Origin of the sequence: Microbispora sp. H10885 (genome assembly GCF_014161415.1) — a bacterium.
Classification (GTDB): domain Bacteria; phylum Actinomycetota; class Actinomycetes; order Streptosporangiales; family Streptosporangiaceae; genus Microbispora; species Microbispora triticiradicis.
Genome location: NZ_JABBWY010000002.1, coordinates 374,157 through 388,182 on the forward strand (window position 1 = coordinate 374,157; position 14,026 = coordinate 388,182).

Consider the following 14,026-nt stretch of genomic DNA (forward strand, 5'->3'; position numbering starts at 1 on the left):
GCCGCAGCCAAGAGGAGACAAGCGGGGTCAGCGGCCACAAGTGATATCACTAGGACAGTCTTTGGTGATAGCATCGAACGGTGAAACAACTGCTGCTTCGAATCGATGACGACCTGCATCGGCGCATCACGCGCCGAGCTCACCGCACCGGCCGATCCATCAACGCGACCGCCGGAGAGATCCTCGCGAGAGGCGTCGCCGATGAGACGCTCGACGCACGGGCGGAACTGCGCGCCCGAGCCCGCCGCCTGGGTGTCCTCGCGGAAGGTTGTGTGCCCAAGATGCCACGAGTGACGAGCGCTGACCGCGAGCGCGCTCTGGAAACGACCGAGGGTATCGGCCCCATACTCGACCGGCTCTGGGCCGAAGGTCGCTGACCGCCGCCGTGCTCACCTATGTCGACTCCTCCGTCCTCGCCTGCGCCTACCTTCGTGACGAGCCTGGTCATGGTCGGGCTCGTGAGCTGCTGGACGACCCTGATCATCTCTTGGTGACAGGGACGCTGACAGTGGTCGAAGTGACCGGTGTCCTGGTGCGTGCGGCACGCACACAACGGCTGATGGATCTGGACGGAACTCTCGCGGTTCTATCGTCCGACCTTGGCGAAGACGGCCCTGTTACGCTGCTCGCCGCTCCACGTGAGGCAGTCGAACAGCGCGCCACCGAGATCGTCCATGTCCATGCGTTGCGTGCACTCGACGCGATCCACCTCGCTCTGGCGGAGATCGCGGCGATTCCTCTTCTGGAGGAAGAGGGAGACAAGCTCGGCTTCGCCAGCCGCGATGGCTTTCAGGCACAGGCCGCCGAAGCACTCGGATTCGCTCTCGTGTGAACACGCGGCTGTGCCGGCGTGTCAGGTGGTGACGGTGGCGACGGGGTCGAGGCCGTAGGTGCGGGCGTAGCCGTTCTCCACGCCGACGAGGAGGTCGACGACCTCGAAATAGCGGTCCCAGAAGGGTGTTTCGCGCAGCGCGTCGATGAGGAGCTGATAGGCGTGGTGGTCGTCCGCCTCCCAGACCCAGACGTCGGTGACGCGCGTGGAGTAGAACTCCGTGTCGTAGAAGCGTGACCGGACGCCGGTGGTCCTGGCCTCGATCGCGGGGACGACCTGGGTGGCGAAGGCGTCCGCCCGTTCCCGGACGGTCATGGCGAGCCATTCGGGCGTGGTCTTGACGAGCATGAACGCGGTGACCGGCGGTTCGGTCGTCTCAGCGGGCATGATGTGCTCCCTTTGTGGTGGCAGGTGGCCTCGGTCTGGTGGGCATCACGGATGCGCCGGCAGGCGTCAGGCGAGGACGGCGGGCTTGAGGGTCCGGGCGCACCACTGCTCGAAGGTGGTGGGGGAGGCGGTGTCCGGCGTACGGGTGACACCGGCGTCGAGGCCGTCGTCCTTGGCCCGCTTCATGTCGACGACGCCCTGGACGAACGCCTCGTTGAGGCCGTAACCGGCGAGGGTGGCGTGCAGGTCGTCGAGCGACTGGCGTTCGTAGCGGACGGGACGGCCGAACTGCTCGGTCATGATGCGGGCCAGGTCGTTCGGGGACAGGTCCCGTGGCCCGAGGACCGGGACGTCGCCGGTGCCGGTCCAGGAGCGGTCCAGCAGCAGGCGGGCGGCGACGGCCGCGATGTCGGCGACGGCGACGAGGGGGGCCCTGCGGCCGGCGGCGACGACGTCGGTGAAGACGCCCTTCTCGCTGATCGAACCGGCCTCCTCCAGAAGGTTCTCGAAGAAGGAGGGGCAGGCCAGGGCCCGGTAGGCGACGCCGGTCCCCGCGATGAGGTCGTCCATGTCGAGGGACGCGGTGACGAGTCCGGCGCGTCCGGCGACCGGGGTGCCGCGGCCGAGCGCGGAGACGCCGACGACATGGCCGACGCCGTGGGCGGCGAGCGCCTTCGCGGCGGGGCGGGTGAAGCCGCAGTAGGCGTCCGCCGGGGTCAGGGAGGCGTCCGGGGGGACGAGCCAGAAGACGGCGTCGGCGCCCTCGAAGGCCCGGTCGACGACCTCGGCGTCGCCGTGCGAGCCGGTGACCACCTCGACGCGTTCGCGTACCGGGCCGGGGAGCCTGGCGGGGTCGCGCACGACCACGCGCAGTTCCTCACCACGGGCGGGGGCGGACTCCAGGAGCAGAGACAGCAGCCGGCGGCCGATGTTCCCGGTCGGAGCAGTAATGACGATCATGAGAACCTCGTGGGTCGCGTCGGATCGGAACGCCCCCAATCCTGCGGAGGGCCACAGTGTTGCCACAATGGGAACTTCAGCATGGAATCATTGCCTGAAATGGAATTACGCTGGTGAACAGCTCAGATCCGATCATCGACGCCAATCTCGCCGTCGCGCTGGACGCCCTGCTGGCCGAGCAGAGCGTCACCCGCGCCGCCGCCCGCCTGCGCACCTCCCCCGCCGCCATGAGCCGCACCCTGGCCCGCCTCCGCCGCATCCTCCAGGACCCGCTCCTGGTCCGGGCCGGGCAGGCCATGGTCCCCACCCCCCGCGCCCAGGCCCTGCGCGACGAAGCCGCCGCGGTGGTGCGCCGCCTCGAAGCACTGCTCACCCCCGGCGCCGACGTCGATCCCGCCACCCTGCGCGGCACCTTCACCCTGCAGACCGCCGACCTCGTCGGCGCGGCGCTGGCTCCGGGACTGCTGCGACGGGCCCGGCAGGAGGCGCCAGGGGTCTCGTTGCGGTTCCGGGCCGAAGAGCTGGAGGCCGGGCCGGCCCTCCGCGACGGCCGCATCGACCTGGAGATCGGATCCATCGACCACGTCGACCCCGAAACCCTGGTGGAAGAGCTGGTCACCCTCCGGATGGCGGCGGCCGTCCGGCCCGGTCATCCCCTCACCGAAGGAACCCTGACCCCGGCCCGGCTCGCCGCCGCCGAGCACGTCGCGGTCAGCCGCCGCGGCCGGTTCACCGGCCCCCTCGACACCGCCCTGGCCGAGCGGAACCTCCACCGGCGGGTCGTCGCCGTCCTTCCCGGCCACCTGGCGGCGATGACCCTCGCCGCCCGCAGCGACGTCGTCTGCCTCATCCCCACCGCACCCCCCGGCGCCGGCCCCTCGCCTCTCACCGACCCCGCCGGCGCCCTCGGCCTCCGCCTCCTCGACATTCCCCTCCCGCTGCCGCCGTTGACCATCGGCATGGCCTGGCACCCCCGTCACGCCGCCGACGGAGCCCACCGCTGGCTCCGCGACGCCGTCCGCCGGACTCTTGGCGCACCCGCGATCACGTGAGGGGTCGTCAGCGGCGCGGGCCTCCCACGGAGACCGCCGCCTCGCCGGGGGCGAGGTCGGCCGGTGACGCCGGACGGCCCTCGCAGCGGGAGTCGGGCGGGATCGGCACAGGCGCGGGAGCCAGCCAGGAAAGGGCGCTCCGCTCGACGTTCCACTGGTGGAGGTCCACGGTGGTGTGCGGGACCGCGCCCGGCTCCGGGCAGAGCACCTGGGAGACGAGCAGGTCGTTGCGTACGAAACGGACCGCGCCGGAGCGTTCGAGGATGGTGACGAGACGGTCGTCGCTGGCGATCACGTAGCCGATCGTGACCTGTTCGGCCCCGCCGTTCGGCTTGGTGGCGATCTCCATGGCCGTGAGCGGCAGGATCGGCGAGCGAAGCACCACCACTCCGGCGACCAGCGGAAAGAGCACGGCGAGCGTCCAGGTCAGGCCGTGCACCACCAGTGGCGCGGCGGAGGCGGGGACCGGCCCGGTGACCAGCGGGGCGAGCACGGGCGGCGCGGTGAGCAGGATCAGCGTCGCGACGTCACGCTGCGCCAGCGCCTGCATGATCGCCGGGCGGAACAGCAGGAGGACGAGGACGCCGGAGACCACCGGCACCACCAGGCAGACGGCCCGGATCCACGTCCGGTCCAGTGGGCGGCGTTCCCGCACGGTCAGCCCGGCCACCGCGAGTGTGAGCATGAGCAGGGTCGGCAGGAAACGGAGCTGCCAGCCGAGCAGCCCGACGCCCACGGCCACCGCGACCACCCAGTCGGGCACCCGGTCGGCGGACCGCGCCACCCAGAAGGAGCGCCGGGTGCTGAGCCGGTAGAGCGGCCCGAGCACCCGTCCGGCCAGCACCACGGCGGGCAGCACCCACACGAGCGTCAGCAGCACCGTCGTGAGCAGGCCGAGCGGGCTGACGTACTGCACGAGCAGCAGCAGGGTCTGCGTATCCTGCCTGCTGGCGTACCAGAGCCGCATCACCAGCAGCACCAGCGGGAAGGCGGGCAGGAGCGTCAGCACCCACTCCTGGTTGCGCTGCGGCGCGCGGATCCTTCCCGTCTCCCCGGCCTCAGCAGCCATCGGCGGAAAGGGCTCGCTCCCACGGCCACCGGCGCACCTGCGGCGCCTTCAGGCACGGCTGGGTGCTCTGGGCCACGTTCACCCCGGGATTGGCCGCCAGCATCGGACGGATGTGCCGGTCGTAGGCCTCCTCCCACATCCTGTTCTGGGGGTCGGCGTACGAGCGGTACAACGCCAGCTCGACCAGGGTGCGCAGGGCCGTGTTGGTGCCCGTGTTCACCGCCCACATCTCGGTCGTCTCCAGCCCGATGTCGTGGTGTCTCAGCTTCCCGCCGGACTTGGCGACGAATCCCGCCATGATCGCGGCGTCCGTGCTGACGGCGTCGTACAGGTGGGCCTCCAGCCCCTCGAAGCAGGCACTGATCTTGTTCTCCGCCGTCACCCTGGCGCCGCTCTCGGCCAGCGGGCCCTCCGAGGTCGAGGTGCCGAGCGTGCAGACCTTCTCACCGGCGAGCTGACCGAGGGAGGTCACCCGGGCGTGATCGGCCCGTGTCACCACCGACTGCTCGGTGAACAGGTAGGGGCTGGAGAGGCCGACCGACGAATCCTGCAGCCGTTTGGCGGTGATGCTGAACGTCGCCACCACGAGGTCGACGGTGACGAAGTTCCCGTCGGCGTCGGTGGCCTGGCGGCGGGCCCGGTCCTCGGTCTCGATGGACAGGAACTCCACCTGGTCGGGCCGGAAACCGAGCTCCCCGGCGATCATGTAGGCGATGTCGATGTCGAAGCCGGAGAAGGCGCCGGTCCGGTCGCGCAGGGCGATGCCCGGGGTGTCGTCCTTCACCCCGACCAGGAGCTTCTTCTTCCCCGTGAGCCGGGCCTGGTCGCGTAACTCGGCCTCGGTCGGCGGCCCGGCGGCGAAGAGGATGTAACCGCCGACGAGGACCGCGGCCATGATGGCGGCCAGCCAGCCGTACAGCCGCAGCCAGTCTCCCCGGCGACGAGGTGGTCCGGCCTCCTGGGCCGGGGGCGCCGGCGGAGGCGGAGAGCTCGGCGCGGCCGGTTCCGCTTCCGGCCGCACCCGCCGCTGCCGCCGTCCGAACCGCTTCCCTGACTCCACCCGAGCAGCCTCCGTCGCAACGTCGAGCCCACCATATTCACGGAGATCATCCCGGAAAAGGGGTGTTCGCTTTCAGCGGGTGACTCGGAGAACGAGAACGCCCCGCGAGCAAGCCGGTGCGCGGCAGGCCGCAAGGGCCGGTTCCGCGGAACGAGGCGGCCGGGTCAGTCGCCCGGCGCGGTCCCGGGCAGCACGATGGTGGCGAGGGTCCCGCCGCCCGGGGCGTTCTCCACGGTGACCTGTCCCCCGGCGTCCCGTACGGCCTGGGCCACGATGGCGAGGCCCAGGCCGGAGCCGGGCAGGCCGCGCGCCGACGGCGAACGCCAGAAGCGCTCGAAGACGTGCGGCAGTTCGCCCTCGGGTATGCCCGGTCCCTCGTCGCGCACGGTCAGCACGCCCTTGCCGAGCCGCCCCTTGCCGAGCCGCACCGTGACGAGGCCGCCGGGCGGGCTGAACTTCACCGCGTTGTCGAGCACGTTCACCGCCGCGCGTTGCAGGCCGCGGGCGTCGCCGTGGACCTGCCAGGGATCGAGGCCGACGTCGAAGCGCAGCCCCGGGCCGCGCCGCCGGGCCCGCTCGACCGCCGCCGCCACCACTTCGTGGAAGTCGATCTCGGCCGACGACTCGCCGCTCTCCGCCTCGCGCGACAGCTCCAGCAGGTCGCCGACGAGGCTCGACATCTCCTCGAACTGCTCCTTGACGTTCGCCAGCAGCCGCCGCTTGGCTGCGGGCTCGATGGCGCGGCCCGTGGCCTCGCTGCGCAGCAGCAGGTCGATGTTGGTACGCAGGCTCGTGAGCGGGGTGCGCAGTTCGTGCCCGGCGTCGGAGACGAGCAGACGCTGGCGCTCCTGGGAGCTCGACAGGGCGGCGGTCATCGTGTTGAACGACCGGCCGAGGCGGGCGATCTCGTCCTCCCCCTCGACGGGGATCGTGACCGTGAGGTCCTCCGTCCGCGCCACGTGCTCGACCGCGCGGGTCAGCCGCGCCACGGGCCGCAGGGCCGTACGGGCGAGCCAGAGGCCCGCCACGGCGGCGCCGGCCACACCGAGCACGCTGACCGACCCGAAGACCACGGCGAGGATGCCCAGCGTCTGGTCCATCTCGGCGGTGGAGCGGAACACACTGATCGTCACCGGCGCGGGCGGCTGGGCGAGCTCCGGGAACCGGCCCGGCGGTCCGGGCAGCCGGGGCACGTAGCGGGTCGTGTGGACGAGCACGGAGGTCCCGTCGGTGGTGACCGCGTCCCGCAGGATCGAGCCCGAGGTCAGCGCGCGTTCCGCCTCGGACGGCCGTACGTAGGCCGAGCCGGCCCAGACGCAGACCGTGCCGTCGGGCGCGACGATCTGCCAGCTCCGCCCCGAGGGGTCCCAGTCGGGGCGGGGCCCGCGGCGCTGCGTCTCGTCGCCGCGGCAGTCCCGCAGCGCGATCGCGATCTGGTCGGCCGCCGGTCTCAGCCGGGTCAGCGAGCGGGCGATCTGGTCGCGCAGCTCGGCGCGGGCGAGCAGCCAGCAGGCCGCCGCCGACACCGCGACGGCCAGCGCGACCGCCGCCGCGATCAGCAGCGTGAGCCGGGACCGGAGCGAGCGGCGCCTCACGGCGACGACCGCAGCACGTAGCCCACCCCGCGCACGGTGTGGATGAGGCGGGGCAACCCGCCCGCCTCCGTCTTGCGGCGCAGGTACATGACGTACACGTCGAGCGAGTTCGACGTCGGCTCGAAGTCGAAGCCCCACACGGCGCCGAGGATCTGCTCCCGGGTGAGCACCTGGCGCGGGTGGGTCAGGAACAGCTCCAGCAGCAGGTGCTCGGTGCGGGTCAGCTCCAGCCGGTGACCGGCGCGGGTCACCTCCCAGCTCGCGGCGTCCATGCGCAGGTCGCCGAAGGCGAGCACGTCGCCGTCGCCGCTCTGGGCGGCGTACTGCCCGCCGCGCCGCAGCAGGGCCCGCACCCGGGCGAGCAGTTCGTCGAGCTCGAACGGCTTGACGAGATAGTCGTCGGCCCCCGCGTCCAGCCCGGACACGCGGTCGCCGACGGCGTCGCGCGCGGTCAGCATGAGCACGGGGACGCGGCTGCCCGCCGACCTCAGCCGCCGGCAGGTGGTGAGCCCGTCGAGCCGCGGCATCATGACGTCGAGGAGCATCGCGTCGTACGCCTCGCGGTTCCGCGCGGCGTCGTCGAGGAGGCCGAGCGCGGCCAGCCCGTCGCCGGCCGTCTCGACCCGGTATCCCTCGAACTCCAGGCTGCTGCACAGCGCCTCCCGCAGGGCGGGTTCGTCGTCCACCACCAGCAGCTTCGCGGCTTCCTCACGCACCGCCACACGCTATCCGAGCGTCATGAGAATCCGGTTAAAGGGCGCTTTGTCCCGTTGAGTGGCACCCGCCCGGCCGGCGATCCGGGGGCGAAAGCCGGACCGCGTTCATCCCGCCGAGTCACGCGTGGCCGAGGACGGCCATCGCGGCGTTGTGGCCCGGGATGCCGCTCACGCCGCCGCCGCGCCGCGCGCCCGCGCCGCACAGCAGTACCCGTTCGTGCGCCGTCTCCACCCCCCACGGGCCGCCGTGACCGCCAGGGGCGTCCTCCTCGCCGTACGGCCAGGACAGGTCGCGGTGGAAGATGTGCCCGCCGGGCAGGCCCGCGTCCCGTTCCAGGTCGAGCGGCGTCTTGACCTCCAGGCACGGCTCACCGGAGGGAGCGTGCAGCAGGCAGTCGCCGATGGGCTCGGCGAGCACGGAGTCGATCGAGGCGAGCGTGCGGGCCAGCGCCTCCCGCTTGGCGGCCGGGTCGGCGAACAGCCGGGCGGGCATGTGCAGGCCGAACAGCGTCATCGTGTGCGCTCCCGCCGCGCGCAGCTCGGGCCCGAGGATCGAGGGGTCGGTGAGCGAGTGGCAGTAGACCTCCGCGGGCGGCAGGTCCGGCACCCGCCCCGCCGCCGCCTGCGCGTACGCCGCGGCGAGCTGGTCGCGGCTCTCGTTGATGTGGAACGTGCCGCTGAACGCCTCGGCCGGCGTCACGGCGGGATCGCGCAGCCGGGGGAGCCGCGACAGCACCATGTTGATCTTCAGCTGGGCGCCCTCGGGCGTCTCGGGCGTCTCCCCGAGCAGCCGCGCGAGCACGGCGGGCGGCAGGTTCGCCAGCACCTTCCCGCCGGTCACCACGTGCTCGGCGCCGTCGTCCTGGCCGTCCGGGGAGACGTCCCGGAACGTGACCTCCCCCGTGCCGGGGTCGACGGCCAGCACCTCGGCCCCCGTACGGATCTCGGCGCCGCGCCGCCGCGCGACGTCGGCGAGCTCGGCGGTGACCGCGCCCATGCCGCCGACCGGGACGTTCCAGTCGCCCGTGCCGTCGCCGATGACGTGGTAGAGGAAGCACCGGTTGGCCAGCAGGTCGGCGGCGGGGTCGGCGAAGGTGCCGATCAGGGCGTCGGTGAGGACCACCCCGCGCACCGTGTCGTCGGCGAACCGCTCGTCCACGACCTGCCCGATGGGCCGCTCGAACAGGTCCCGCCACGCCTCGTCGTCGCCCACGATTCCGCGCAGGTCCGTACGGCCCGGCAGCGGGTCGAGCAGCGTGGGCGCGACCCGCCGGGCGACGTGGGCGGTCATCGCGTAGAACCGTTCCCAGGCGTCGAGGTCGCGCCGTCCGCCGGTGACGGCTTCGAACGAGGCGGCGGTGCGGGCGGCGTCCTCGTTGTCCACGAGGAGCCCGGTGCCGCCGGCCGGGGTGTAGGAGGAGAAGCGGCGGCGGCGCAGGTCGAGCCGGAGCCCCAGCTCTTTGACGATCTTCGACGGCAGCAGGCTGACCAGGTAGGAGTAGCGCGACAGCCGCGCGTCCACGCCGGGAAACGCCTGCGCCGACACGGCGAGGCCGCCCACGTGGCCGAGCCGTTCCAGGACCAGCACCCGGCGTCCGGCCCCGGCGAGGTAGGCGGCGGCCACGAGGCCGTTGTGCCCGGCACCGGCGATGACGACGTCGTAGTGCGAACGTGGCATGGAGCGTTCTCCCGGGTCTACGAGGCGCGGTGCCCGCAAGGTATCGCAAGATTGCCCGCTGGACCCGGGCAGAATATGACGAAGCCGGACAATTTTCCGCCACCACGAACAGGAGCACCATGCGCGTTTCCGATGAGGTCGCCGAGGCGCTGGCCGCCGGCCGGGCGGTCGTCGCCCTGGAGTCCACGATCATCTCCCACGGGCTTCCCCAGCCCCGGAACCTCCAGGTCGCCCTCGAACTGGAGGAGATCGTCCGGGAGGCGGGCGCGGTGCCCGCGACGGTCGCGGTGCTCGACGGCGTCCCCCGGGTCGGCCTGGACAAGGACGGGCTGGAGCGCATCGCGACCGAGCCGGGCCTGCGCAAGCTCGGCTACCGCGACCTCGCCCCGGCCGCCGCGCTCGGGCTCAGCGGCGCCACGACCGTCTCCGGCACGTCGTTCCTCGCGGCCCGGGCGGGCGTGCGGGTGTTCGCCACCGGAGGGCTCGGCGGCGTGCACCGCGGCTGGACGGCGGTGCAGGACGAGTCGGCGGACATCGACACGCTCAGCCGGACCAAGATCACGGTTGTGTGCGCCGGCGTCAAGTCGATCCTCGACGTGCCCGCGACCCTGCAGCGGCTGGAGACGAAGCAGGTCAGCGTGGTCGGCTACCGTACGGACGAGTTCCCCGGCTTCTACCTGCACAGCTCGGGCGAGCCGGTCGACTGGCGCGTCGAGACGCCGGAGGAGGCCGCCGGGATCATGCGGGCCCAGGACGCCCTCGGCGGGCTGGAGACCGCGCTCATAGTGGCCAACCCGGTGCCGGCCGACCTCCAGCTCGACCCGGACCTGCACGACCGGGTGCTCGCCGAGGGCCTGCGCGCCGCCGAGGAGCGCGGCGTCACCGGGCAGGCCATCACCCCCTTCCTGCTGGAGTACCTCGTCGAGGGCACCGGCGGGGCGTCGCTGGAGGCCAACCTCGCCGCCGTACGCGGGAACACGGCCCTGGCCGGTCGGATCGCCGCCGCCTGGGCGGCCGGGTGAGCGCTCCGCCGGCGACCGGCCTGCTGGTGATCGGCGACGTGGTGACGGACGTCGTCGCGCTGCACGACGGGCCCCCGGCCACCGGCACCGACACACCCGCCGACATCACGCTGCGGCCGGGCGGCTCGGGGGCGAACACCGCCTCCTGGGCCGCCCGCCTCGGCGCCGACACCCGCCTCCTGGCGCGGGCCGGGTACGACACCGGCGAGTGGCACGCGGCGGAGCTGACGAAGGCCGGCGTACGGCCGCACCTGCGGATCGACCCCGGCCGTCCGTCGGCCGTCGTCATCGCGATGGTCGACGCCAGCGGGGAGCGGTCCATGCTCACCAACCGGGGCGCGAGCGGTCACATCGGCGTGGACGACTGGGCGCCCGATCTCCTCGACGGGGTCGGCCGCCTGCACCTGTCGGCGTACACGATGTTCGCCGGGCCGGGCCTGGAACTGGCCCGGCTGGCCATGCGCGAGGCGGCCGGGCGGGGCATCCCGGTCAGCGTCGACCCGGCCTCCTGCGGGCCGCTGCGGGAGTTCGGCCGTGAACGTTTCCTCCGCGAGACCGCCCCGGCGGCCACCGTGATCCCCAACCGGGAGGAGGCGCTGCTGCTCTCCGGGGCGTCCGACCCGGACACGGCCGGGCGGGTGCTGAGTGCCCGCTACGGCACGGCGGTCGTCAAGCTCGGGGCCGACGGCGCGCTGCTGGCCCGTGAGGGCCGTATAGTCGCCAGGGCGCCCGCTCCCCCGGCGGCGGTGGTCGACTCGACGGGTGCCGGAGACGCCTTCGCGGCGGGGTTCCTGGCCGCCACGCTGGCGGGCGGAACCCCCGAGGAGGCGCTGCGGACGGGGTGCGAGGCGGGGGCGATGGCGGTCGCGCAGGTGGGCGGCCGTCCGAAGTCCGGGAACTTTACCCTATTGACACCAATTGCTGGTTTGCGGCGTAAGCTGCACCATTAGCAACATGCGTCACTCTCGGGAGGGTGCGGTCATACCGATGGACGCCGAGTCAACGATCTGCCTGAGCGACCTGGTCCCGGCCCTGCGCTGGAGCCGTCCTCAGCAGGTGGCCGAGATGCTGGCCGACCCGCGCCTGCCCGGCGGGTGGTGGGCATCCGTCACGATCGGGCACGCGGTGCGGGCGACCGGCGTCGACTGGCTCTGCGAACGGCTCGCCCGGCTGGCCGTCGGCCGCTGGGACCATCTGCCTCTCACCGACCTGCTCCCCGCACTCCAGGTCCACACCGTGGACCCGGCCATGACCGGGTGGCCCGAGCCGGTCCGTACGGTGGTCACCCACCTGGGCGGGTGGTACCGGCTCCGCCGCATGACACCCGTCGACCTGCGGACGCCCAGCGGCTCGGCCTCGCCGGAGGCCCTCCTCACCACGATCTTCCGAGAGGTGTTCGGGCACCTGGGGGAATCGGGCGGCGAACAGCCCTCCACCCCGGCCGCACAGGCGTTCCCGGGGGCGCAGCCGGCTCCCGGCGCACCGCCTGTTCCAGGCGCACCGGCTGTTCCGGGCACACAGTCTGTTCCGGGCACACCGGGCGCTCTGGCTGCACCGGGCGTTCCGGGTACACAAGGCGTTCCTGGTACACGGGGCGCTTCGGGCGCGCAGGCGGTCCCGGGCGCCCCCACGGCCCAGCCCGCCGCCGGTCCCGTCTCCGGGCCGTTCCCGCAGGCTCCTCAGGTGACCACGCCGCAGGGAACCGCGGCGCCGGGAAGCCCCGCGCCGGGAAGCACAGTGCAGGGAGGCACGGCGCAGCCGTTCCCCCAACAGCCCGCCGCGGCCGCGCAAGGGTTCCCGGGCACCCCGGGCCCGACCTCCCAGCCGTTCCCCGCCGCCGCCCAGGGACCCACCGCTCACGGACCCGCCTCGCAGGCCGACGGAGCCCCCTCCCAGCCGTTCCCCGCCGTTCCGGGCGCCACCTCCCAGCCCTTCCCCGCCGTTCCGGGCACGCCCTCCCAGCCCTTCCCCGTGGCCGGCCAGGGACCCGCGGCACAGGGACCCGGCTCCCCGCCGCCCCCGCGGGTCAACGGAGCCCCTTCGCAGCCCTTCGCGCGGCCGGACGCCGTGCCTCCCGGCCAGGCGGAGCAGGCGGCCGTGCAGCCGGGAACGGCCCCGCCGCCCGCGAGCCTGCCGCCGGCGGGTGCGCCTCCCGGCCAGCAGGCCAGGCCCGCCACCCAGCCCTTCGCCCGGCAGCCCGGCGCCGCGCTCCCCCAGCCCCCGGCCCAGGCCGCGGGCCGGCCCACCGCCCCGTCCCCGTCCCAACCCGCAGCTCAACCCTCGGCCCAACCCGTGGCACAGTCCCGTACGGAGCCTCGTGGCGAGGCGCGGCCGGAGGCTCCGGCGGCCCCGGAGCGGCAGCCGGCCGACCTGTCCGCGCACCCGATGGTCGGGGTCGTCGAGGGGCTGTTCCGCGACTGGGACCCGCTCGCCCGGGCCGTGGCCGCCGAGCGGCTGTTCGCCGCGGAACCGGTGAGCCTCCGCGCGCTCGCGCACACCCTCGGCGTCGACCGCGAACTGCTCTCCCAGGCGCAGCGCACGGCGGAGGAGCGGGTGCTGCTGTGGCTGCGCTCCCCCGACACCGCACCGCTCACCGGGCATCTGTTCGGGCTTACCGAATGGCTCGGCGCGGCGGCCACCCAGGAGCAGCTCATCGCGGCCGACCCGTCCCACCCGGTCGAGGTCCCGGCCCTCGGCACGCCGCTGTGGCGGGTGCTGGTCACGCTGATGCCCGACCGCCGCCTGCAGGACGGCTGGCTCGTGGTCGGCGACCTGGCCGGGCTGCGCGAGAAGACCCGCCACCTTCTGGCGAGCAAGCCCGCGGACGCCGATGTCGTGGAACTGCTCGGCCAGCTCGGCATCCGCGCCCACTCGGCGAAGGCGTGGCTGGACTCGATGCCCCAGGCGGGCTCGCCGTCCGCGGCGGACGCGCTGCCGACGCGGCGCGGTCCGGCGGGCAAGCCGGCGCCGCTGCCGCGCCGCACTCCGGGGGCGAACGGCCACCACCACGGCCGCGGCGGCATCCCGGTCCCCTCCCAAGCCGGCAACGGGCCCGACGCCGCCACGGCGCTGGCCGCGCTGAACGCGCTGGCGAGCGGCACCCGGGGCGGGGGCGTACCCCTGCCGCACCTGGTGCCGAACCCCCGTCCGACCTCGGGCCCGGCCTCCGACCCGCGCCGCTGGCAGCGGATCGACGTGACCAGCGGTCACCTGCGCGGCGAGCCGGTGGCGGTCCCCGAGGGGTACGCCGCCCAGCTGGGCATGCGTCCGGGGACGCTGCTGTCGGTCACCGGCCCGGGGAACAACGCCGTCGTCCTGGTGTGGCGTGACCGGCAGCCGGTGTTCGACTCGCTCCAGCCGGTGCTCATGCGGCTGAACGCCCGGCCGGGCGACTCGGTCTACGTGACCGTGGACGGCTACCGGCTCGACGCCCAGCTCACCTCGGCCGTCTGACCGTCCCCCGCCACGCGCGGCGCACGGTGCTCCATGAGCGATGCGCCGCGCGTGCGCGCCGGCCTTCGCGAGCCCGCTTCCGGGCATGATCACCTTCCGTGCCGGCCCTGACAGCCGCACGTCTTGACATGCAGCCATCCGGCTGCCAAATTAAAGGCAGCCAAAAGGCTGCATATCAACAGAGGGCGATCCGGGAACGAGG

The 14,026-nt window shown here is 73.5% G+C and carries 13 protein-coding genes; 6 read left to right on the top strand and 7 right to left on the bottom strand.

Annotated features, from left to right (window positions below; translation table 11 throughout):
- Window positions 1–80: 80 nt before the first annotated feature.
- Both HHX37_RS06675 and HHX37_RS06680 read left to right on the top strand, forming a co-directional pair.
- A complete protein-coding gene (locus tag HHX37_RS06675; RefSeq protein WP_182884838.1) occupies window positions 81–377 on the top strand; it encodes a FitA-like ribbon-helix-helix domain-containing protein in 297 nt (98 codons plus the stop codon).
- Between the two features lie 8 nt (window positions 378–385).
- Complete coding sequence (locus tag HHX37_RS06680; protein ID WP_182884839.1) at window positions 386–832, top strand: type II toxin-antitoxin system VapC family toxin; 447 nt, start codon at window positions 386–388, stop codon at window positions 830–832.
- A gap of 21 nt (window positions 833–853) precedes the next feature.
- Here HHX37_RS06680 and HHX37_RS06685 read toward each other — a convergent pair whose 3' ends face one another.
- Together HHX37_RS06685 and HHX37_RS06690 are read right to left on the bottom strand one after the other, a co-directional pair.
- Window positions 854–1,219: a darcynin family protein gene (locus HHX37_RS06685; RefSeq protein WP_182880159.1), complete on the bottom strand. Its 366-nt coding sequence runs from the start codon at window positions 1,217–1,219 to the stop codon at window positions 854–856.
- Window positions 1,220–1,285: 66 nt separating this feature from the next.
- Window positions 1,286–2,179 carry an NAD(P)H-binding protein gene (locus tag HHX37_RS06690; protein WP_182880158.1) on the bottom strand — a complete coding sequence of 298 codons (894 nt, stop codon included), beginning with the start codon at window positions 2,177–2,179 and terminating at the stop codon, window positions 1,286–1,288.
- A 113-nt stretch (window positions 2,180–2,292) separates the two neighbouring features.
- Here HHX37_RS06690 and HHX37_RS06695 point away from each other — a divergent pair, with 113 nt between their 5' ends.
- Complete coding sequence (locus HHX37_RS06695) at window positions 2,293–3,231, top strand: LysR family transcriptional regulator (protein ID WP_220498875.1); 939 nt, start codon at window positions 2,293–2,295, stop codon at window positions 3,229–3,231.
- A gap of 7 nt (window positions 3,232–3,238) precedes the next feature.
- Here HHX37_RS06695 and HHX37_RS06700 read toward each other — a convergent pair whose 3' ends face one another.
- The 5 genes from HHX37_RS06700 to HHX37_RS06720 all read right to left on the bottom strand — a co-directional run bounded on the left by HHX37_RS06700 (window position 3,239) and on the right by HHX37_RS06720 (window position 9,349).
- On the bottom strand, window positions 3,239–4,300 hold the full coding sequence (locus HHX37_RS06700) for a hypothetical protein (RefSeq protein ID WP_182880157.1): 1,062 nt from the start codon (window positions 4,298–4,300) through the stop codon (window positions 3,239–3,241).
- Window positions 4,290–5,360, bottom strand: a complete 1,071-nt coding sequence (locus tag HHX37_RS06705; protein ID WP_182884840.1) for a transporter substrate-binding domain-containing protein — start codon at window positions 5,358–5,360, stop codon at window positions 4,290–4,292. Before HHX37_RS06705 ends, HHX37_RS06700 begins: the two co-directional genes overlap by 11 nt.
- Window positions 5,361–5,524: 164 nt before the next feature.
- A complete protein-coding gene (locus HHX37_RS06710) occupies window positions 5,525–6,955 on the bottom strand; it encodes a sensor histidine kinase (RefSeq protein WP_182884841.1) in 1,431 nt (476 codons plus the stop codon).
- Window positions 6,952–7,671 carry a response regulator transcription factor gene (locus HHX37_RS06715; RefSeq protein WP_310738002.1) on the bottom strand — a complete coding sequence of 240 codons (720 nt, stop codon included), beginning with the start codon at window positions 7,669–7,671 and terminating at the stop codon, window positions 6,952–6,954. Before HHX37_RS06715 ends, HHX37_RS06710 begins: the two co-directional genes overlap by 4 nt.
- A gap of 118 nt (window positions 7,672–7,789) precedes the next feature.
- On the bottom strand, window positions 7,790–9,349 hold the full coding sequence (locus HHX37_RS06720) for a phytoene desaturase family protein (RefSeq protein ID WP_182884842.1): 1,560 nt from the start codon (window positions 9,347–9,349) through the stop codon (window positions 7,790–7,792).
- A gap of 119 nt (window positions 9,350–9,468) precedes the next feature.
- Here HHX37_RS06720 and HHX37_RS06725 point away from each other — a divergent pair, with 119 nt between their 5' ends.
- The 3 genes from HHX37_RS06725 to HHX37_RS06735 are packed head-to-tail and all read left to right on the top strand — an operon-like array spanning window position 9,469 to window position 13,824.
- Window positions 9,469–10,371 (top strand): pseudouridine-5'-phosphate glycosidase, encoded by a 903-nt coding sequence (locus HHX37_RS06725; RefSeq protein ID WP_182884843.1) that lies wholly within the window; start codon window positions 9,469–9,471, stop codon window positions 10,369–10,371.
- Window positions 10,368–11,321, top strand: a complete 954-nt coding sequence (locus HHX37_RS06730; RefSeq protein WP_138460069.1) for a carbohydrate kinase family protein — start codon at window positions 10,368–10,370, stop codon at window positions 11,319–11,321. The genes HHX37_RS06725 and HHX37_RS06730 overlap by 4 nt, the downstream gene beginning before the upstream one ends.
- A gap of 37 nt (window positions 11,322–11,358) precedes the next feature.
- Entirely contained in the window at window positions 11,359–13,824 is a 2,466-nt protein-coding gene (locus tag HHX37_RS06735) for a hypothetical protein (RefSeq protein WP_182884844.1), read from the top strand.
- The last annotated feature ends 202 nt before the right edge of the window (window positions 13,825–14,026 follow it).